Source organism: Parasphingopyxis sp. (assembly GCF_028279465.1).
GTDB lineage: Bacteria > Pseudomonadota > Alphaproteobacteria > Sphingomonadales > Sphingomonadaceae > Parasphingopyxis.
In genome coordinates this window covers 32,453-51,504 of sequence record NZ_JANQNS010000004.1, presented here as the reverse complement: position 1 = coordinate 51,504, position 19,052 = coordinate 32,453, and the positions used below count along the sequence as shown (strand labels likewise).

Below are 19,052 nucleotides of genomic sequence, written 5' to 3'. Positions count from 1 at the left end.
AGATGGAGATGCCCGCCGCCGATTTCCAGTTGCCGGACGGCACCGAACCCCGACCGGAGTCCGATAGCCATGGCCAAGGAAATCTCATAGGAACGCCCCATGATGAAAATACTCCTCTCCGCGCTGATTGCCGCCGCCGGGATGCTGGCACCGGCCATGTCGGCTCCCGCCCTCGCCCAGAGTGGCGCGGCGCAGCAGGTTGTGCCGCTCGACCATCTGCCCGCACTGGCCGGCGACTATTTCCGGCATGAGTCGGACGCAGTCGGCCGGGCCTTTCATATCTATGTTCGCCTGCCCGAAGGCTATGCGGAAAACACCGATACGCGATACCCGGTCGTCTATGTGCTGGACGGCGATGCGCTATTCCCGATCCTCGCGCCGACGCATCTGTTCCTCCATTATGACGACGGCCTGCCCGAAGCAATTATCGTCGGCATCGCCTATGGCGGTTTTGGCCCCGAGATAAACCGTCGCGCCTATGACTATTCGGCTCCGAGTTCGGATGACAGCGAGCAATATGGCGGAGCGCCGGCCTTTCACCGGATGCTCGCGGACGAATTGTTGCCCGAGATCGACCGGCGCTTCCGCACGCAGCCCGAGCGGCGCGTCCTGCTCGGCCAGTCGCGCGGCGGCGCATTCGCTCTCTGGTCGGCTTATCTCCATCCCGATCTCTTTTGGGCGCGGCTTGCGATCAATCCGGCCTTCGATCCTGGGCGCGAGATATTCTTTGGCACACCGCGCGATGGCGAACGCAACGATCTCCACCTGATGCTCGTGAGCGGCGAACGCGACTATGAGGATCTGCGCCGCGACGCGCTGGCCTGGGCGGAGGTCTGGCGGGACCGCGATGATGCGCCATGGACCGTCAGCATGATCACGCTCGCCGGCGGAACCCACGCCGCCGACAGCCCGAACGCCTATCGGGCGGCGATGCGCTGGTTTTTCCGCGAAGAGATGTAGGGTCTAGTCGCCCGGTTCCCTGATCGGGGCAAATACCCGGTCGATGAAAGCCTTGAGCTTCGCGTCGCGCGTTTCGGCATCGGCATCCTCGCCCTCCAACGCCATCAGCCGTTCCTCCTGCACCCATATCTCCTGGGCGAGGTTCATGACGACGGCGACGAACCGGTCCATTCCGGGCTCGGCGAAGAAGCGGGGTTCGCCGTCCGGCCCGTAGATGCTGTCCGGCGCGTCTTCGGGTTTGATCGGCGGACCTTCGGTTTTTTCGCTGCCACTCATGATTTCCATGCGCCGAAGCCGAACCACATCACGCCCTCGGCGAGCCGTCCCGTCGTCTCCTGCCCCACGGCCTCGCCCTCTTCCGCCGCGATCGTATCGGCGACGGCCTGTTCGCCATAGATGCCAATGCTCGGCACGACGAACTGGATATAGTCGTCCTCGGTGAAGCCGGCGCGGGCGCAGAGTTCGGGCGGGCTTTCGTCGCGATAGCCTTTGTAGAAGGGCTCGGAATTGTAATAGCTATCCCAGTCGAGATAGAAGCCGTCGAACGCGTCCATCTGGTCGTTTGGCGGCAATTCCATATGCAGCATCAGCCCGCCGGGCCGGAGCACGCGATAGGCCTCTGCGAACGCCTTGGCGCGCGTCTTCTTCGAAAGCTCGTGGAGGAACATGGACGACCAGACGAGATCGAAGCTTTCATCGGGATAGTCGAGCGCATCGGCCGACATCTGCCGGAAATGCACGTCCTGCCCCTGCATCTTCGCCCGCGCTGAGGCATAGCGCAGCCCGCCCGGTGCGGCGTCGATCGCCTCGACCCGCGCGTCCGGATAGGTCTGTTTCCAGGGCAGAGTGTTGTGGCCGATCGTGCAGCCCGTATCGAGAATGTCGCGCGGCTGAAATTCCGGATATTTGCCCTGGACATAGCGCGCCATGGAGAGGCCGATATCGTCGAGATTGGCGCCCATCAGGCCCATCGAGAACACCGCCAAGCCCTGATCATAGACCGCGCCCGCCTCAAGCGTATCGGCACCGCGCGTATAGGAGCCCGGCATCAGATGGACGTCGATCGCGTCGACATTGCGGGGCACGTCAAGCGACGGATCGAGGGTCAGCGAGCCCGGCGCATCGGCGACCTTGGCAGCCTCGGCCTCCATCCGTTCGAGATCGCGTTCGACGATATCGGCAACGCTCGCCCAGACCATCTTCTGCGCCTGCACGCGCATCGCGCTGTAGATGTTGAACGCCGGATCGCCGCGCAGCGCCAGATGCGCCTCGCGGCTCGTTTCGGGTGTACGGCCATGGTCTCGGCGGAAAGCCGGTGCGGCGCGTTTTTCATATCCCGCGCGCATATCGGCGGCGAGATCGTTGAGGATCAGGCTGCGGATACCCGAGACGAAGCGGCCGCGCGCGGTCTCCTCCACCGTCAGTTCGGGTTTCATCGCATGTTGCAGGGTCGGGGTCATGGGGTTTCCTCCTCCTCGTTCTCCGGGGCTACGGGCGCGCTCGGGCAGGCCGGATAGAATAGCGCGTCGAGCGTGCGCGGCGTCCGGATCAGCCAGGTCGCGCCGGTCGTTGTAGTCGATTCCGGCCCGCTGTGCATAACGCCCGCCGGCCGATAGAAATAGCCGCCGGGCGCATAGTCATAATCACGCCGCCCGCTCGGCAGGCATTCGGCGAGACGGTAATCGCCCTCGAGCAGATAGCCTTCCTCGGCGGTGCGGTGAAGCTCCCAGGGCACGGACACGCCGGGCGCAATGCGGACGAGGAAGGTCCGCGCGCCGCTTTCCCCGTCTGTGAACAGGTCGCGGATCATCAGCGGGGCCTCGGCGCCTGCATCGCGCGCGACCGTGCCGGCCCGCCATCCGGTCTCCGCCTCGCGCACGACCAGAGGCTCGGGCTGCGCACTGGCCGGCGCGCCTTCGGGATAGCGGAAGAGCAATATCTCACTGTCCGCGCCGAGCCGGACCTCGCCCATATCGTATCCCGCACCGAGCCGCGCATAATCGCCCTGCCCCAGCGCAACGCGCGCGAACCGCATCGATCCGCGCAGAACGTAAATCTCCGTCAGCGCCGGCGCCGCGTCGCCATCGAAATCGGTCGCCCGGTCCGCCGAGAGCCGCCAGGCTTCGCCGGTCGCTACATCGCGCCGCAACAGTCGCGCCTCGGGCCAACCCTCCGACGGGGTAGCGAGTTCTGCCGCGTCGGCATCGATGCCCAAGACGAGGCCCCGCGGATCGGCATACGCACGCCGTTCGGGAATCTCGCTGCCCTCGAACCGCACCAGATAGTCCGCCTCCCCGACCTTGCCGACCATTTCAGGCCGCAGTGGAATTTCGGGATAGACGGTTACGAAATAATCGCCCGCGCTCGGATTCTGGCGCAACGGCAGGATCTCGTTTTGATAGACATCGCTGTTCCAGAAGGCCTCGGCGTTGGCGAGGCAGGGAAAGCGCACGATCAGCGTAGCATAGCCGGGCGGCGCATCGCCCTCGAAGGTCGCGACGGCGCGCGGCGCATTGATATAATAGCCGCCGAGCCGATCGTAGATCTGCGAGTCCGCGATCGCCTGCCCATAGGCCATCATCCGCGCGCGATCATGGGTCGGCCCAGCCACGACCATATAGACGGGATCGGTGCAGGGCGCGACGGGAGCGGCAGCCCCTCCCTGCAGCATGGCGGAAAGAAGAACCGCTATGCTCATTCGCGGAGCAGCTGGTTGATTTCGATGAGATTGCCGTCCGGATCGAAAATGTTGCAGCCGATCACGCGGATCGGCGGCGCGCCATCGCGGCCCGGATATTCCTGCATCCGCGCGGGCGCGGTCATGGTGACGCCGGGCACTTCGGCGGCGGCGGCGCAGCGCGCTTCGGCATCGTCGGTGTTCATGATCATCACATGATCGCCGATACCGAGGCGCGTGGGGTAAGGGCCGGGATCGGGCAGCGCAGGCTCGAGCCACTGCATGAAGCCGATCCAGCCGATCCACGGATCGTTGGCGTTCGCCAATACCAGCCGCGCCCGCGCACCCGGTTCGCCGGCGGGGAGCGCAACGCCGGAGGTCGTCACCTCGGTATCGTAATTGACCGAGAAGCCGAGCACGTCGCGATACAGGGCGAGCGATGCATCGATATCGCGCACGATCAGCGTGCTGCGCCGGAAATCGGTCGGCGATCGCTCATCGGGCGCAGCGACGCCGGGCGAGGCGGTCTGGTCTTCGCTCTCGTCTTCCCCGGCGCTGGCCATGCCGGGCGCGCAGGCCATCAGAGCCAAAAGTGCGAGCTTTTTCATCTTAGATTCTCCTCCGAGAAACCGGCGATGGTCGCCGGTTCGGCATTCTGGCGGATCAGCGCCTGTTTTCGGAAGAAGCGCAACAAACCGCTATCGCCCATCCGCGACGGGCCCATACCCGACAGTTTGAAACTCTCATTCTCCGCGTCCCAGACCATCGAGGTCATCGACCCGTCATTGATCGAGATCGCCCCGGCCTCCAGCCGGATGCCGACCGCTTCGGCTTCCTCCGCGGTGCCCGCGACTACGGCCGCCGACAGGCCATAATCGCTGTCATTGGCGGCCGCGACGGCTTCATCGACCGTATCGAAAGGAATGACTGGCAGGACCGGCCCGAACGTCTCTTCGCGTACGACCGCCATATCGGCGGTGGCGTCCGCGATGACGGTCGGTCGCAGATATTTGCCGCCGCCCAATGTCTCGACCGTACCGCCCGTCAATATGCACGCGCCCGCCTCGCGCGCCGCATCGATATGCTGCGCGACCTTGTCCGCCTGGGGTGCGAAGATGAAGGGACCGATCTCGCCGCTGTCGATATCCGGATAGTTGAGCGACACGGCCTCGGCCTCGCGCACCAGCACATCGAGAAAGGCCTGATATATATCGCGCGCGACATATATCCGCTCGATCGACTGGCAGGCCTGGCCGGTGGCGACGACGCTCGCGCGCAGCGCCGTCTTGGCCGCGTGTTCGGGATCGGCGCTCGCCAGGATCAGCATGGGATCCTTGCCGCCGAGTTCGAGATTGGCCGGGATGAACGCGCGCGCCGCGGCTTCGGCCACTTTGCGGCCGGTCGCCACCGAACCGGTGAAACAGACATAATCGACATTGGCGACCAGCGCCTGGCCCGTCTCTGCATCCCCCTCGATCAGCGCAAGCACGGATTCCAGCTCCGGCACCTTGGCAATGGTTTCGCGCAGCGGCGCGATAAAGCGCGGGGTGACTTCGGACGGTTTGATCAGCGCCGCGCACCCGGCGGCAAGGGCCGGAATCGCATCTATCGTCGACAGGACGATGGGGAAATTCCACGGCGATATCGCACCGAACAGCGTGTAGGGTACGAGCCGGGTCGAATTGGTCACGGTCGGATTGGCGAGCTGGACGTCGGCGTTGCTGTGCGCGGCAATCAGGCCGGGCGCGATATCGGCCCAGCGCCGGATCGTTGCCGGCAGCCCATCGACTTCGATCGCGGCGATCAGCGCGCGGCCCGTATCCGTGCGCAGCGCCTCGAATAAAGGCTGGCGATGTGCCTCGACCGCATCGGCCCAGCGGCGGAGGATATCCGCGCGTTCCTCCGGCGGCCGCGCGCCCCATTGCGGCTGCGCAGCGCGCAGGGACCGCGCGACCTCGGCGACTTCGTCGGCATCAGCCGGGCTGATCTCATAATCATATTCGCCGGTCCGGGGGTTACGGATTTTCACTGTTGCGCGCTCCAGCTATCGAGAATGGCATCGCCGCGCGCAAACCATGCGCCGGGCTGGTCTGCCAGCCAGCGCAGCAATCCTTCGAACACATCCATCCGATACGGGAGCCCCATGATATAGGGCGTCAGGTGCATCGGCAGCATGCGGCCGCCATGATCTGCGGCCTCGCCCGCCAGCCAGCCATAGGCATCCTGCATCTGCTGGACATAGCTGTCCGCCGATTGCTGCTGGACGTTGACGATCTGGCGATCCGAGAGTTCATGATTGAGCGGGATATTGATGATCTCGCCCGCCTCGGTGGCGAAGCGATAGGGCAGCTCGTCATTCACCCAGTCGCACATATATTCGAGACCCGCCTCGGCGAGCAGTTTCGCCGTGTTGAAGCTCTGCGAACGTGCAATGGAGAGCCAGCCGCGCGGCCGCGATCCCGATACCCGTTCCAGCGTATCGAGCGACTGCGCGATCAACGCGCGTTCATCGTCCTCGGGCAATCCGCTGGCTATGGTGCCGTTCATATCGGTGGAGTGCGCGATGATCTCATGCCCGGCCGCGATAATCGCTTCGACGATTTCGGGATAGCGCTCGGCGATGGCGCTGTTCGTGGCCACCGAGACCTTGGCGCCGACCGCCTCGAACGCGTCAAGCAGCCGGTAGAGTCCGACCCGCGTCCCATATTCGCGCGCCGTATAATGTCGATAATCGGGATAGGCGGTCTGCATATGGCCGGGTGCGCGGAAGGGTTCGTCGTCAGGAAGTATCGGGAACCATTCGAGGCTGATCACCGGCCAGATCGCAACGCTCTTGCCCTCCGGCCAGTGCACGGGCGGGCGCGTATCGAAGCGGCTGTACGGATAATGGCCGTGATCCATACCGCGCTGGCGCTTCGGATATTGGAGATAGGCGGGATCGAGCGTCATCCTCTTATTCCTTCGTCATTCCCGCGAAGGCGGGAATCCAGAGCCGCAAGCGATGTCCCCTGCCGCTCTAGACTCCCGCCTTCGCGGGAGTGACGGTCATTTGCCTTCGGGAGGGAGACGCTATCCATCAACTTGCCCCCGATACGAATCCACGATCTCCCCCGCCCGGGCGATCCAGGCGCGGCCGTCGGCGGCGATATGTTTCAACACCTCTTCGAACGGCCCGATCCGGTGCGGCTGACCGATCAGGTAACTGTGCAGCGGGATGCACATCACGGTGCCGGAGTCTTCGCCTTCCGCCGCCAGCCGTTCGAACTGCCGGATCAGCGTGTCGGCATATTCCCGCGGGCTCATATTGTAGATGAAGAAGCCGTAATGGTCGTTGACCTCGAGGCTGTACGGAATCGCCGTCAGTTGTCCGCTCGCCACCTTCACATCGGTCGGCTGGTCGTCATGATAGAGGTCGCAGGTATAATCGAGACCATATTCGGCGATCAGGTCCAGCGTGCGCGGCGTATGGGTCAGCGCCGGGGCGAGCCAGCCGCGGATCGTCTGCCCCGTTGCGCGTTTCACAGTCGCAATGGAGTCCTCGATGATCGCGCGTTCCTGCGCCTCGTCCATGCCGTAGCTGTAGCGCGTGTTGTAAATGCCATGGCTGAAAAACTCCCAGCCGCGCGCGTTCGCGTCCTCGACGACTTCGGGAATATGATCGCAGAGCGCAACCGATAGGCTCACCGATCCCGGAAAGCCGTGCTTGCTCATGGCATCCGCCATCCGCCAGTGCGAGACGCGATTGGCATGGTCGCGATGCGAATAGCCGACGACATCAGGGTGCGGTTTGGGCCAGCTCTTGCGGTGCGGATTGGCGGGCGGATCGAGCTCGTAAAACTCAAGGTTCGGCGCGACCCAGACGGCGCAGGTCTTGCCGTCCGGCCAGGTGAGCTTCGGCCGGCCGCGCCACGCCTTGAAATCGTAAAGTCCCGGGTCCGCTTCGCCTTCCCGCACTAACGCGCCTCCAGCCAGTCGATCACCGCCTGGACCGGTTCGACATCGGCATATTTGAGCTGCAGGTCCGTGAGGTTGGCGAAGTGATAGCTTTCATGCTTGTCTGCACAGGTCTCGATCGGGACGATCGTGCGGTAACCGTGAGATAGCGAATCGACCGCCGTCGCCCGGACGCAGCCCGATGTAGAACCGCCCGTCACCACCACTGTATCCACCTTGTGCCACACCAGATAGCTGGCGAGCGGGGTCTCGAAGAACGCGCTCGGCATGCGTTTGGTGAAGGTCATGTCGTCGGGGTTGATCTCGCAGCGCGGATCGAATTCGTGGCGCTCGGAATCATATTTGATGTTTTGCAGCGAATCCTCGGTATCGGTCCGCGTGCCCCAGACGCCTGCATCGCCCGCATCGCCCTTATAGGCCACGCGCGACCAGATGACGGGCATGCTCTTCGCCCGCGCGAGCGCGGAAATCCGGTTCACATAAGCGATCTGGTCGGGGTCGGTTTCATAGGCGGTCTTGAACGCTGCAAGGTCGGTATAGGCGCGCTGGATATCGACATTGACGATGGCGAGCTTCTCGCCAAAGCCGAATTTCTTGCGCGCCGGATTGGCCATCACTGCGTCGAAGATTTCGCGCGCCGTCTTCCCGTCGCTGACCATTTTCGTGCCGTTCATGTTGACGATCTCGTTAACACCCAAAGAGGCTTCTATAGTGCGCACAAAGAAAAGACTTGTCGAGACAAATTTGTCCGGACAAATTAGCCAAGAGAAACAGGAGCGATGAGCATCACCCGCCATTTCATCCGCATCGGCGACCGTATCGTGCACTACCGCAAGGCAGGCACGGGACCGATCCTGTTGATGATCCATCAGAGCCCACGCAGTTCGGCCGAGTACGAATCGCTCATGGAGAAATGGGCGCCGCACTTCACCTGTATCGCACCCGATACGCCGGGCTTCGGCCAGTCCGATCCGCTGCGCGGCGACCCCGATATCAATGACTTTGCGGAAGCCGTGCATGCGTTGCTCGACGCACTCGGCATCGACCGCTGCGCCGCCTATGGCTTTCATTCGGGCGCCATCATCCTGATGACGACGCTCAAACAGCGCCCCGAACGTTTCGCCCGCGTCGCCATGGGCGGCTATGCGGTCTGGACAGTGGAAGAAATGGCGCTGTTCGGCGATGCCTATCTGCCGCCCTTCCATCCGAGCGATTATGGCGAGCATCTGGCCTGGCTGTGGAACCGCATTCTTGAACAGACATGGTTCTTCCCCTGGTTCGCGGTGGACGGCGACCATCGGCTCAGCGTCGCGCATGACGATCCGGCGCGGGTCGATGCCGTGGTGCGCGAGATGCTGGATGCGGGCAATGCCTATCAGGCCGGATACGGCGCCGTGCTGCGCGCGCCGCGCGATATCCCGCCGGCTGACTCAGAGATGCCCCCCTGCCTTATCACCGCCTATGACGGCGATCCGCTGCAGGACCATATCGACCGGCTGGGCGACATGCCTTCGGGCTGGGAGGCGCGCAAGGTCGCGAGGCCCGACGACCATCAACAGGCGAGTCTCGATCACCTGCTGGCGGGAGAACATGCGGCAGCCCCTGCCCTGCCCGAAGCGGACGACAGGGGCTTTGTGGCGATCGACGCCAGCGGTTTCAACGGCCTTGTCCATTGGCACGGCAATCGCGAGTCCGACGCCCTGCACCTGCACGCATCGGGCCGGGCTCTGGACAGTGGCAGCGCACCCGATGCGCTCCATATCGATCTGCCCGGCCATGGCCTCTCCGACGGTTGGGCTGGCGATGCCCCGCGCGACTGGGCCGGATGGGCTGCTTTGATCGACGCCGTGTCGGCGGAGCTCGGCACACTCAAAACCCATATCCCCGCACCACCGCCCGGCGATCCGGCGCGCCTCTATCCCGATCTCACGCCAGACCGGTTCGGCGCCTATCTCACCACCGCCTGGCAGATCGTCCGTGCGCGCCATTTCTTCGAGCCATGGTACGAAGCGAGCGCGGGTAATGCGCGCGCCTTCGATCCGGCCGATCTCGCGCCGGAAAAGCTGGCTATCGAGCATCGCGACCTGCTCCGCGCCCGCGCGGCCCGCCCCTATCATCTCGCCCTCATCGACAAGGACAATTGACCCATGGGAATTCGCGAAGACATGCCATTGCTCGCCCGCCATGAAGGCGTGTGGGACGGCACCTACAGCTATTTCAACGCGGCGAACGAGAAGGTCGACGAACACGCCTCGCGCCTGATCTGCCGCCTGCCCGATGACGGACCGCACCCCTATCACCAGACCAATCACTATACCTGGCCCGACGGGCGCACCGAGGTCCGCGATTTTCCCGCAGAGTATCGCGACGGGCGCGTCTGGTGGGACAATGATCTCATCAAGGGCTGGGCCTCGGCCGTCGATCTCGACGAATATAACCGCACGATGATGCTCTATTGGCAGCGCACCGGCGATCCGTCGCTCTATCTCTACGAGATGATCCAGCTTTCGGACGACGGGCAAAATCGCTGCCGCACTTGGCACTGGATCCGCAACGGCGCGCTCGAAACGCGCACGGCGATCCAAGAAACGTTCGTGACGAAGGACTGGCGCGCTATGGACGCGGAAATGGAGACGAAAGCTGGTTGAGCGGGTGACCCCAAAAACTCTCTCCCCCTCGAGGGGGAGAGGATATGGAGCCTTGGCCGCGCGGCGGCCTAGGCGCAGTTGGGGAGGGGGTGTGCGAAGCGATGCTTCGCGCGCTGCCTCTAGCAGCGCTCACCCTCACCCAGCTCCGTCTAGGCTCGTTCCTCGCCAAGACTGCACAACCCTCTCCCATCAAGGGAGAGGGAAATGACTCGCTCCCTCTTCGACATGCTGTGGGACAGCCATGTCGCGGCCGATCTTGTAGGCGGCGCGCAGCTGATCGCGATCGACCGGATATTCCTGCACGAACGGACCGGGCCGGCGGCGCTCAATGCGCTGGCCGAGGCGGGTCGGACGGTCGCGGACCGTTCTCGCGTGTTCGCCGTCGCCGACCATATCGTCGACACAAGGCCCGGGCGCGGCGACCAGACACTGATGCCGGGCGGACAGGTGTTCATCACCGAGCTGCGCGCGGCGGCCAAGGCGGCGGGCATTACGCTGTTCGACGTAAACGACCCCGATCAGGGCATCGTCCATGTCATCTCGCCCGAGCTCGGGATCGTTCTGCCCGGCTGCACGCTGATCGCGCCGGACAGCCATACCTGCACGCAAGGCGCGTTCGGCGCGCTCGCCTGGGGCATCGGCAGTTCCGAAGCCGAACACGCGATGGCGACCGGCACGCTCAGGCTCGAAAAGCCGAAATCGATGCGCGTGACGTTCGCAGGCGCGTTACCGCCCGGCGTGACGCCCAAGGACATGATCCTGGCGCTGATCGCGGCGCATGGCGCAGCGGGCGGCAAGGGCCATGCCGTGGAATTCGCCGGCGCGGCCGTCGAAGCGTTTTCGATGGAAGGGCGGATGACGCTCTGCAACATGGCGACCGAATTTTCGGCGATGAGCGGCTTTATCGCGCCCGACGACAAGACTTTCGCCTGGCTGGAAGGCAAGCGCTACGCGCCGAAGGACGAAGACTGGGACGCGGCGCTCGCCCATTGGCGCACCTTGCGCAGCGATCCGGGCGCGACATTCGATGCCGAAATCGCCATCGACACCAGCGCGATCCAGCCGATGGTGAGCTGGGGCACGAGCCCTGAAGCGAGCGTCGGCATTGGTGGCCATGTGCCCGATGACGCCGAGGCGCGGCCGCTCGCCTATATGGCGCTCGAACGGGGCCAGCCGCTCAAGGGCCTCGCCATCGACGCCGCTTTTATCGGCAGTTGCACGAACAGCCGCATCTCCGACCTGCGCCGCGCATCGTCCCTGCTTGAAGGCAAGCGCATCGCGGATGGCGTGAAGGCGATCTGCGTGCCCGGTTCCAGCCATGTGAAGCGCGAGGCCGAGGCTGAGGGTATCGATCGTATATTTCTCGACGCCGGTTTCGAGTGGCGCGAAAGCGGCTGTTCGATGTGCTTCTATGCGGGCGGCGAGACGTTCGGCGACGGCGTGCGCGTCATCTCCTCGACCAACCGCAATTTCGAAAGCCGGCAGGGGCCGAATGTGAAGACTCACATCGCCAGCCCCGAAACGGTCGCCGCCAGCGCATTGGCGGGCGTGATCGCCGACCCGCGGGAGGTGCACTGATGGGGTGCGGCGCAAAAATCCTCCCCAATTTATTGGGGAGGGGAACCACCCGCAGGGTGGTGGAGGGGCGCGGAGCCGGAGGCGACGCGTATGTCCGCAACAGCGCCATCCTCGTCGCTACGCTCCTCGGCCCCTCCACCGTCTTCGACGGTCCCCCTCCCCAGCAAGCTGGGGAGGATTGGAGTTAGCTCATGCCTGAACCCCTCACCATCCTCACATCCCTCCCCGCGCCAATGCTGCGCGACAATATCGATACCGACCAGATCATCCCCTCGCGCGAGATGAAGAGCACGGGAAAGACGGGGCTGGCCGATGGCCTGTTCGCCGGGCAGCGCTATACCGAGATCGGCGGGCGCGAGCCGCGGCCCGATTTCGTGCTCAACCACCCGAAATATGCGGACACGCAGATCCTGCTGTCGGGCCAGAATTTCGGCTGCGGATCGAGCCGCGAACATGCGGTCTGGGCGCTGGCCGAATATGGCATCTGCGCGATCATCGCGGAAAGTTTCGCGCCGATCTTCGCGGGGAATTGCGTGCGCAACGGTGTCTTGCCCGCCGCCCTGGCGCGTGCCGATATCGCGACGATCGCCGAGGCCGAAGCGCCCGTCACGATCGACCTGTCCGCGCAGACGATTGCGCTGCCCGACGGGCGGCGCTGGGCGTTCGATATCGGCGCGGAAGCGAAGGCGATGCTGCTCGAAGGCTTGGACGCCATCGACCTGACACTGAAAAACGCGAACGACATCGCCATATGGCAAAAGGCCGACCGCGAGGCCCGGCCCTGGATATATTTGGGAGACGGCACATGATCGGCCACATCCACATTTCCGAAGTCGGCCCGCGCGACGGGCTGCAGAGCATCGACCGCGTCATGCATCTCGACGCCAAGAAAGCCTGGATCAAGGCCGAGGCCGAGGCGGGCGTGTCCGAAATCGAGGTCGGCAGCTTTGTGCCGCCCAAGCTCTTGCCGCAAATGGCGGATACGGCGGAACTGGTGGCCTTCGCCAAGACGCTGCCCGATCTTGAGGTCGTCGCGCTGATCCCCAATCTGAAGGGTGCGGAGCGCGCCATTGCCGCCGGCGTCGACAAAATGTCGATCCCCTTCTCCATGTCCGAAACGCACAGCATCAACAATGTCCGCAAGGACCATCCGGCGATGCTCGCCGAAATTCGCGCGATCGCCGAACTGGTCGCCGCGCAACCCGAGGGCGAACGCCCGCATTTCGAGGTCGGCTTATCGACGGCTTTCGGCTGCACGATCGAGGGGCCAGTGAGTCAAGAGCAGGTCGTGCGGCTCGCCGAAATGGCGATGGAAGCGGGTGTCGCCGAAGTCGGACTGTCGGACACGACCGGCTATGCCAATCCCAAACAGGTGCGGCGGCTCGTGCGCAAAGTGAAGGCGGCCGTGGGCACGGACAAGCTCAACACGCTGCACCTCCACAACACCCGCGGGCTGGGTCTGGCCAATGTCGTCGCTGGGCTCGAAGAGGGCATCACGACCTTCGACGCTTCGCTGGGCGGGCTCGGCGGCTGTCCGTTCGCGCCCGGCGCATCGGGCAATATCGTGACCGAGGATCTCATCTTCATGCTTGAGGCGATGGGGTATGAGACCGGCATCGATCTCGAAAAGCTGCTGAAGGTGCGCGAGATCATCGCCAAGGCCCTGCCCGGCGAGCCGCTCTACGGCTTCACGCCCGATGCGGGGCTCCCGCTCGGCTTTCGGGAGGCCGCATAATGGCCGAAGAACCGCTGGCGGGCCTGCGCGTTGTCGAATTTACCCATATGGTCATGGGGCCGGCGGCGGGCGCGATCCTCGCCGAGCTAGGCGCCGAAGTAATCCGCGTCGAGCCGATCGGCGGGGACCGGACGCGGCGGCTGCTCGGCTCAGGTGGCGGCTATTTCCCGATGTACAACCGGCACAAGCAGAGCATCTGCCTGAATCTCAAGGACGCGGAGGGCTTGGCGGTTGCGAAAAAGCTCGTCGAGAGCGCCGATATCCTGATCGAGAATTACCGGCCCGGCGCGATGGAGAAGCTCGGCCTCGGCTATGAAGCGCTGGCCGAGACGAACGAACGGCTGATCTATTGCTCGGAGAAGGGCTTTCTGCCCGGCCCGTACGAGAACCGCACGGCGCTCGACGAGGTCGCGCAGATGATGGGCGGGCTCGCCTATATGACCGGCCCGCCGGGCCGACCACTGCGCGCAGGCGCAAGCGTGATCGATGTGACGGGCGGCATGTTCGGGGTCATCGCGATCCTCGCCGCCGTCGAGCAGCGCCATCGCACCGGGCGCGGGCAGAAGGTGCAGGCCTCGCTCTTCGAAACGACCGTCTATCTGGTCGGCCAGCATATGGCGCAAAAGGCGGTGACCGGTCAGGCGGCCGCGCCGATGCCCGCGCGCGTGTCGGCCTGGGCGATCTACGATGTGTTCGAAACGGCCGACGAGCCGGTCTTCATTGGCGTAGTGACCGATGCGCTATGGGAAAAATTCTGTGCGTTATTCGGACTCGATGCACTCTGGGCGCGCGAGGATATCCGCGAGAACAACGCCCGCGTCGAGGCCCGCGATGAGATCATGCCGGAAATTCGCGCGCTGATGAAAAGCTTCACCCGCGACGAGCTGATCGCGAAGCTCGACGGTACGGGCCTGCCCTTCGCCCCGATCGGCAAGCCCGAGGAACTGTTCGACGATCCGCATCTCGCCGCGAGCGGCGGGCTGCAGGACGTGACGCTGACCGACGGCCGCACGGTCCAGCTGCCGGTACTGCCCATCGACATGGCCGGGCAGCGCACCGGCGCGCCCGACACGCTGCCTGAACCCGGCGATCAGAGCGATGCGGTGCTGTCGGACCTCGGCTATTCCGCGGAGGAGATCGCAGCGCTGAAGGAGGCGGGGGCTGCAGCCTAAAGCGGCAGCGCCGTATCGAACTTGATCCGTTCCATCGCGAAGCTCGCGCTGACATCGCTCATCGGCGCGGTCGCGATCAGCTTGCGATAGACCCGGTCATAATCGCCGACATCGCGCACGAGCAGCTTGACGAAGTAATCGACATCGCCGGCCATGCGATAGAGCCCGACCACCTCGGGCAGTGCGCGCGCGGCGGTCGCAAAGGCTTCCAGCCAGTCCTCGCTATGATCGCTGGTCTTGATCGCGACGAAGACGGTAACGTTGAGCCCGACCGCCTCGGGATCGATCAGCGCGACGCGCCGCGCGATGACGCCGTCCGCCTCGAGCCGCTTCACGCGCCGCCAGACATTGTTGACCGAGAGCGACAGCCGCTCGCCGATTTTCTCGAGCGAAAGCGTCGCATCGGTTTGCAGTAGCGCCAATATCCGGCGATCGGTTTCATCAATTTTTTCTGCCATGAAAATGTTTAGTAGAATATTTTCCCCTATATTGTCTATCTGCCGTATAGTTTGGCGATGATTTTGCACCGTTCAGCCAATAGCCTTTCCCAGTCTTCAGGAGAGACTATCGTGCTTACACAAACCGCTATCGCGCACCGCCAGTCGCCGGAAAGTATCGCGCCCGCGCCCTGCTGCGTTCCACTCGGCCATCTCGTCGGCCGCACGCCGCTCATCGCGATCCATGCGCGGTTTCGCGGCGAACGGACGACCGTCTACGCCAAGGCCGAATTCCTCAATCTCACCGGATCGATCAAGGACCGGATGGCACAGGGAATCCTCTCCGCCGCAATCGCGCGCGGCGAGCTCACGCCGGGCCAGCCGATCGTCGAAGCAACGAGCGGCAATGCCGGCATTGCGCTGGCGGCGCTCGGCCGGGCGCTCGGCCATCCGGTAACGATTTTCATGCCCGACTGGATGAGTGTCGAACGTCGCGCGCTGCTCGCCAGCCATGGCGCGGAACTGCGGCTCGTCTCGCGCGAAGAAGGCGGTTTTCTCGGCGCCATCGCCCAGGCGAAAGCCATGGCCGAGCGCGAGGGCGCATTTCTCTCGCGCCAGTTCGAGAATGACGATAATTGGCGCGCCCATGCCGAAGGCACCATGCCCGAACTGTTCGCGCAGATGGACAGCGTCGGCACGCAGCCCGGCGCGTTCGTCGCCGGCGTCGGGACGGGCGGCACCGTGATGGGCGCGGCCCGCTATTGTGCGGCGCACGGCCATAATATCGCGATCCACCCCGTCGAGCCGGCGGAATCGCCGACACTGTCGACTGGCTGCAAGATCGGGCATCACCGCGTCCAGGGCGTATCGGACGAATTTATCCCCGACATCGTGAAGCTCGACGAACTCGCCCCGGTGATCGCCGTCGCCGATGGCGATGCGATCCTGATGGCGCAGCAACTGGCGCACCGGCTCGGCCTCGGCGTCGGCATTTCGAGCGGGGCGAACATCGTCGCCGCGCTGAGTGTCGTGGCGGAGCGCGGGCCCGATTGCCGGGTCGCTACGATATTGTGCGACAATAGCGCGCGCTATCTGTCCACCGATCTGGCGCGCGCCGAACCCGCAAAGCTCGGCTATCTGACGCCGGATACCGAGCTGCTCGGGCTGGACGTCATCCACTGCCCGCCGGGCGACAACCAACCGTAAAATAGCGACAACATAGGCGTTGCAGTTGCGCCACAGTTTGCGACTTCGCTGCGCCGAAATTAAAATTTGTCTGGACAAATTTACTGCGGGCACGGACTGATTGGAACAAATAGTTTTGGGAGGGACTAATGACAGCACGGAATAAGGGACTTTTGCTCGCGACGACGGCCGGCATGGCAGCGATGGCGCTGCCCGGTGCGGCACACGCGCAGGTCGCCGGCGAAGGCGCCAGCACGACCGCTAACGCGCCGATCATTGTGACGGCGCGGCGGCGCGACGAGGCGCTACAAAACGCGCCGGTCTCAGTCGCGGTCGCCACCTCGGAGACGATCGAGCGGCTTAACCTGCAAGATTTGACCGACATTGCCCAGACCACCGCAGGCCTCACATTCGACAATGAATTCGGGCGCGATTCCAACCGGCCGGTCATCCGCGGCCAAGCCAATATCTTGGGTGAGTCCGGCGTCGCGACCTTTATCGACGGCATCTACATCACCGGCGCGATTTCCGATTATAATGTCGACGATATCGAGCGACTTGAAGTCGTCAAAGGCCCGCAATCGGCGCTTTACGGACGCAACACCTATTCCGGCGCAATCAACATCGTCACCCGATCACCGAGCGACGAACTGGGCGGCCGCCTCTCGGTCGATATATCCGAAGACGATCGCTACGAGATCACTGGTTATATCGAAGGCGGGATTGCCGAAGGTCTGACCGCCGGCGCACAAGTCCGTTATTACGATTTCGGTGGTGAGCATGTGAATCCGAACACCGGCGTTACTTTCGGCCAAGAAGAGTCTCTCGCTTTTTCCGGAGTGATTGCCTACGAGCCTGTCGGCAGCCCAATCCGGGTACGCCTGCGCGGCTACTATTCCGAAGTCGATGACGGTCAGGCGGCGCTATTTTCGCAGGATGCACTAGCCAATAACTGCATTTTCGATACCGGAAGCGCGCTCTACGCAGGAGGCGGGCGCTATTTTTGCGGCACGCTTGAATCGATGCCAGTTACTGCCGAGCCCGAACGTCACTTTGCCGCAGGCAATCCGGCCGGCACGTTTATCGACCAGCTAAATCTGTCATCCCGGATCGAGGTTGATCTGACCGACGATCTGATGTTGGTTTCGCTGACCGGTTACAATGACCGCGACACGATCATGCGCACGGATGGTGACTATTCGCCCGCCGCATTCCAAACCGCCGTTTTCACAACGAATGGTGTAAGGTTGGCGCCTCCCGGCCCGTTCCCTTCGCCTTTCGGTTTCGCGTTCAGCCCGACGGCGGTGGATTTCACGTTCGAGAATATGAACGATACCCATGACATCAGCCAGGAGTTGAGACTATTCTATAATGGCGATGATGTGCGCCTTTTGGTCGGCGGATATTATTTCGATCAATCTTCCAACTCGATGGATATCCGGGAATATCCGGCCGATGCCGCCGCGCAGGTAGCGGCAGGATTTGCCTCTGCTTTAGCCACTCAGCAGGCACGCTGTTCGGCCGACCCCTTTTGTAGCGCAGTTGTACCCTTCGGCCCGCCAACAGCTCTTGGCCCGCTATCGCGCGACACCTCGGAAACCGATATTCGTAACCTCGCCATATTCGGTTCGATCTCATATGATATTACCGACGAGCTTGAGCTGAGTGTCGAAGGTCGATACGCGTCCGAACGCATCCGCCGAATCGCCACCGAACAAAATGCAGGCGGGCCAGTACTGAATCAGGTTAACGCGCGAGAGACGTACGATTCTTTCGATCCGCGTATCACACTGAGCTATCAATATACGCCCGACAATTTGCTCTACGCCGTTTTCGCAACAGGCACCAAACCAGGTGGATTCAACGGTATCGCTGCAATCAACGCCGGCGTTCCTTCATTCGATCAGGAAGATGCCACCTCCTATGAGATCGGATCGAAAAATGTATTCGGGAATGGCGCATTCGTCTTCAATGTTGCAGCATTCTATAATGAAATTGATGGTTATCAGCTCACACAGAATGTCCAGAATCCGAATGACAATACGACTGTATCGGCAGTTACCAATGCTGGCGATGCGGAGATTTTGGGTATCGAGCTGGAGTTCATTGTAAGACCCAATCCGAACTGGACGCTAACCGCCAACTATACTTGGCTCGATCCGGAGTTCACGCGTGGGTTCGACGAGAATGAAGGCGTTCTGAATGATGTCCGCGACAATGGTGCAGTCGATTGTTCGATCGGAGATCAGTTTCCGGACGAACCCGGATGCACCTCGCTCTTCGGTTCGATTGCCGGCAATCAAATTCCACGCACCTCCCGGCACACGATCTTTGCCGATTTGGACTATCGAACGGACGTAGGGTCTGATGGTTGGGAATTTTTCGCCGGCGCCAATATCAGTCACCGCAGCAGAGCGTTCGCCCAAGTCCACAATCTCATTGACGGCGGTGAAACTACGCTAGTCAATGCACGTATCGGTATCCGGAATGACAACTTCCGGGTGCAGGCTTACGTCAACAATCTCTTTAATGAAGACAGCACACCTCTGGTTCTGCGTTATGCCGATGCAAACAACGCTTTCCGCCGCAATTTCGTTGGTGCCTTGCGCCGCAGCCGCCATTTCGGTGTCGTAGCCAGCCTGGGCTTCTAAAGAGATCACGTCATAAGACAAAATATGAAGGCGCCGTTTCGAAGGACGGCGCCTT

Annotated in this window: 18 protein-coding genes; 9 read left to right on the top strand and 9 right to left on the bottom strand. The window is 63.1% G+C overall.

Annotated features, from left to right (window positions below; all coding sequences use genetic code 11):
- The first annotated feature begins 99 nt into the window (after positions 1 to 99).
- Positions 100 to 960, top strand: a complete 861-nt coding sequence (locus Q0974_RS02445) for an alpha/beta hydrolase-fold protein (protein WP_299322231.1) — start codon at positions 100 to 102, stop codon at positions 958 to 960.
- Between the two features lie 3 nt (positions 961 to 963).
- On the opposite strand, the gene Q0974_RS02440 is transcribed toward Q0974_RS02445, so the two are convergent.
- From Q0974_RS02440 to Q0974_RS02405, 8 genes are all read right to left on the bottom strand, one after another.
- Positions 964 to 1,236: a hypothetical protein gene (locus Q0974_RS02440; RefSeq protein WP_299322228.1), complete on the bottom strand. Its 273-nt coding sequence runs from the start codon at positions 1,234 to 1,236 to the stop codon at positions 964 to 966.
- A complete protein-coding gene (locus Q0974_RS02435; protein WP_299322226.1) occupies positions 1,233 to 2,420 on the bottom strand; it encodes a class I SAM-dependent methyltransferase in 1,188 nt (395 codons plus the stop codon). Before Q0974_RS02435 ends, Q0974_RS02440 begins: the two co-directional genes overlap by 4 nt.
- A complete protein-coding gene (locus tag Q0974_RS02430; protein WP_299322223.1) occupies positions 2,417 to 3,658 on the bottom strand; it encodes a DUF1330 domain-containing protein in 1,242 nt (413 codons plus the stop codon). Before Q0974_RS02430 ends, Q0974_RS02435 begins: the two co-directional genes overlap by 4 nt.
- Positions 3,655 to 4,245 carry a VOC family protein gene (locus Q0974_RS02425; protein ID WP_299322222.1) on the bottom strand — a complete coding sequence of 197 codons (591 nt, stop codon included), beginning with the start codon at positions 4,243 to 4,245 and terminating at the stop codon, positions 3,655 to 3,657. Before Q0974_RS02425 ends, Q0974_RS02430 begins: the two co-directional genes overlap by 4 nt.
- Positions 4,242 to 5,666, bottom strand: coding sequence for an aldehyde dehydrogenase family protein (locus Q0974_RS02420; protein WP_299322220.1), 1,425 nt, complete (start codon positions 5,664 to 5,666; stop codon positions 4,242 to 4,244). The genes Q0974_RS02425 and Q0974_RS02420 overlap by 4 nt, the downstream gene beginning before the upstream one ends.
- Positions 5,663 to 6,586, bottom strand: coding sequence for a polysaccharide deacetylase family protein (locus tag Q0974_RS02415; RefSeq protein WP_299322219.1), 924 nt, complete (start codon positions 6,584 to 6,586; stop codon positions 5,663 to 5,665). Before Q0974_RS02415 ends, Q0974_RS02420 begins: the two co-directional genes overlap by 4 nt.
- Before the next feature lie 120 nt (positions 6,587 to 6,706).
- Positions 6,707 to 7,591, bottom strand: a complete 885-nt coding sequence (locus Q0974_RS02410; protein WP_299322218.1) for a polysaccharide deacetylase family protein — start codon at positions 7,589 to 7,591, stop codon at positions 6,707 to 6,709.
- Positions 7,591 to 8,265 (bottom strand): isochorismatase family protein, encoded by a 675-nt coding sequence (locus Q0974_RS02405; protein WP_299322215.1) that lies wholly within the window; start codon positions 8,263 to 8,265, stop codon positions 7,591 to 7,593. The genes Q0974_RS02410 and Q0974_RS02405 overlap by 1 nt, the downstream gene beginning before the upstream one ends.
- Before the next feature lie 105 nt (positions 8,266 to 8,370).
- Between Q0974_RS02405 and Q0974_RS02400 the strand changes: the two genes are divergently transcribed.
- From Q0974_RS02400 to Q0974_RS02375, 6 genes are all read left to right on the top strand, one after another.
- Complete coding sequence (locus tag Q0974_RS02400; RefSeq protein ID WP_299322212.1) at positions 8,371 to 9,735, top strand: alpha/beta fold hydrolase; 1,365 nt, start codon at positions 8,371 to 8,373, stop codon at positions 9,733 to 9,735.
- Between the two features lie 3 nt (positions 9,736 to 9,738).
- On the top strand, positions 9,739 to 10,239 hold the full coding sequence (locus tag Q0974_RS02395) for a DUF3598 domain-containing protein (protein WP_299322210.1): 501 nt from the start codon (positions 9,739 to 9,741) through the stop codon (positions 10,237 to 10,239).
- Between the two features lie 204 nt (positions 10,240 to 10,443).
- Complete coding sequence (locus tag Q0974_RS02390) at positions 10,444 to 11,817, top strand: 3-isopropylmalate dehydratase large subunit (RefSeq protein ID WP_299322208.1); 1,374 nt, start codon at positions 10,444 to 10,446, stop codon at positions 11,815 to 11,817.
- A 191-nt stretch (positions 11,818 to 12,008) separates the two neighbouring features.
- Positions 12,009 to 12,626 carry a 3-isopropylmalate dehydratase small subunit gene (leuD, locus tag Q0974_RS02385; RefSeq protein WP_299322206.1) on the top strand — a complete coding sequence of 206 codons (618 nt, stop codon included), beginning with the start codon at positions 12,009 to 12,011 and terminating at the stop codon, positions 12,624 to 12,626.
- Positions 12,623 to 13,552 carry a hydroxymethylglutaryl-CoA lyase gene (locus Q0974_RS02380; RefSeq protein ID WP_366943570.1) on the top strand — a complete coding sequence of 310 codons (930 nt, stop codon included), beginning with the start codon at positions 12,623 to 12,625 and terminating at the stop codon, positions 13,550 to 13,552. Before leuD ends, Q0974_RS02380 begins: the two co-directional genes overlap by 4 nt.
- Positions 13,552 to 14,724 (top strand): CaiB/BaiF CoA-transferase family protein, encoded by a 1,173-nt coding sequence (locus tag Q0974_RS02375; RefSeq protein WP_299322205.1) that lies wholly within the window; start codon positions 13,552 to 13,554, stop codon positions 14,722 to 14,724. The genes Q0974_RS02380 and Q0974_RS02375 overlap by 1 nt, the downstream gene beginning before the upstream one ends.
- On the opposite strand, the gene Q0974_RS02370 is transcribed toward Q0974_RS02375, so the two are convergent.
- Positions 14,721 to 15,182: an Lrp/AsnC family transcriptional regulator gene (locus Q0974_RS02370; protein ID WP_299322202.1), complete on the bottom strand. Its 462-nt coding sequence runs from the start codon at positions 15,180 to 15,182 to the stop codon at positions 14,721 to 14,723. The two genes, Q0974_RS02375 and Q0974_RS02370, sit on opposite strands and share 4 nt — an antisense overlap.
- Positions 15,183 to 15,293: 111 nt before the next feature.
- Between Q0974_RS02370 and Q0974_RS02365 the strand changes: the two genes are divergently transcribed.
- Together Q0974_RS02365 and Q0974_RS02360 are read left to right on the top strand one after the other, a co-directional pair.
- Positions 15,294 to 16,367: a PLP-dependent cysteine synthase family protein gene (locus tag Q0974_RS02365; protein ID WP_299322199.1), complete on the top strand. Its 1,074-nt coding sequence runs from the start codon at positions 15,294 to 15,296 to the stop codon at positions 16,365 to 16,367.
- Positions 16,368 to 16,540: 173 nt separating this feature from the next.
- Entirely contained in the window at positions 16,541 to 18,997 is a 2,457-nt protein-coding gene (locus tag Q0974_RS02360; RefSeq protein WP_299322197.1) for a TonB-dependent receptor, read from the top strand.
- Positions 18,998 to 19,052 lie beyond the last annotated feature (55 nt).

Excerpts from the sequence above, each read along its gene's own strand:
- Q0974_RS02445 (WP_299322231.1), top strand. The coding sequence starts at position 100 with ATGATGAAAATACTCCTCTCCGCGCTGATTGCCGCCGCCGGGATGCTG.
- Q0974_RS02440 (WP_299322228.1), bottom strand. The coding sequence starts at position 1,236 with ATGAGTGGCAGCGAAAAAACCGAAGGTCCGCCGATCAAACCCGAAGAC.
- Q0974_RS02435 (WP_299322226.1), bottom strand. The coding sequence starts at position 2,420 with ATGACCCCGACCCTGCAACATGCGATGAAACCCGAACTGACGGTGGAG.
- Q0974_RS02430 (WP_299322223.1), bottom strand. The coding sequence starts at position 3,658 with ATGAGCATAGCGGTTCTTCTTTCCGCCATGCTGCAGGGAGGGGCTGCC.
- Q0974_RS02425 (WP_299322222.1), bottom strand. The coding sequence starts at position 4,245 with ATGAAAAAGCTCGCACTTTTGGCTCTGATGGCCTGCGCGCCCGGCATG.
- Q0974_RS02415 (WP_299322219.1), bottom strand. The coding sequence starts at position 6,586 with ATGACGCTCGATCCCGCCTATCTCCAATATCCGAAGCGCCAGCGCGGT.
- Q0974_RS02405 (WP_299322215.1), bottom strand. The coding sequence starts at position 8,265 with ATGAACGGCACGAAAATGGTCAGCGACGGGAAGACGGCGCGCGAAATC.
- Q0974_RS02400 (WP_299322212.1), top strand. The coding sequence starts at position 8,371 with ATGAGCATCACCCGCCATTTCATCCGCATCGGCGACCGTATCGTGCAC.
- Q0974_RS02395 (WP_299322210.1), top strand. The coding sequence starts at position 9,739 with ATGGGAATTCGCGAAGACATGCCATTGCTCGCCCGCCATGAAGGCGTG.
- Q0974_RS02390 (WP_299322208.1), top strand. The coding sequence starts at position 10,444 with ATGACTCGCTCCCTCTTCGACATGCTGTGGGACAGCCATGTCGCGGCC.
- leuD (WP_299322206.1), top strand. The coding sequence starts at position 12,009 with ATGCCTGAACCCCTCACCATCCTCACATCCCTCCCCGCGCCAATGCTG.
- Q0974_RS02380 (WP_366943570.1), top strand. The coding sequence starts at position 12,623 with ATGATCGGCCACATCCACATTTCCGAAGTCGGCCCGCGCGACGGGCTG.
- Q0974_RS02375 (WP_299322205.1), top strand. The coding sequence starts at position 13,552 with ATGGCCGAAGAACCGCTGGCGGGCCTGCGCGTTGTCGAATTTACCCAT.
- Q0974_RS02370 (WP_299322202.1), bottom strand. The coding sequence starts at position 15,182 with ATGGCAGAAAAAATTGATGAAACCGATCGCCGGATATTGGCGCTACTG.
- Q0974_RS02360 (WP_299322197.1), top strand. The coding sequence starts at position 16,541 with ATGGCAGCGATGGCGCTGCCCGGTGCGGCACACGCGCAGGTCGCCGGC.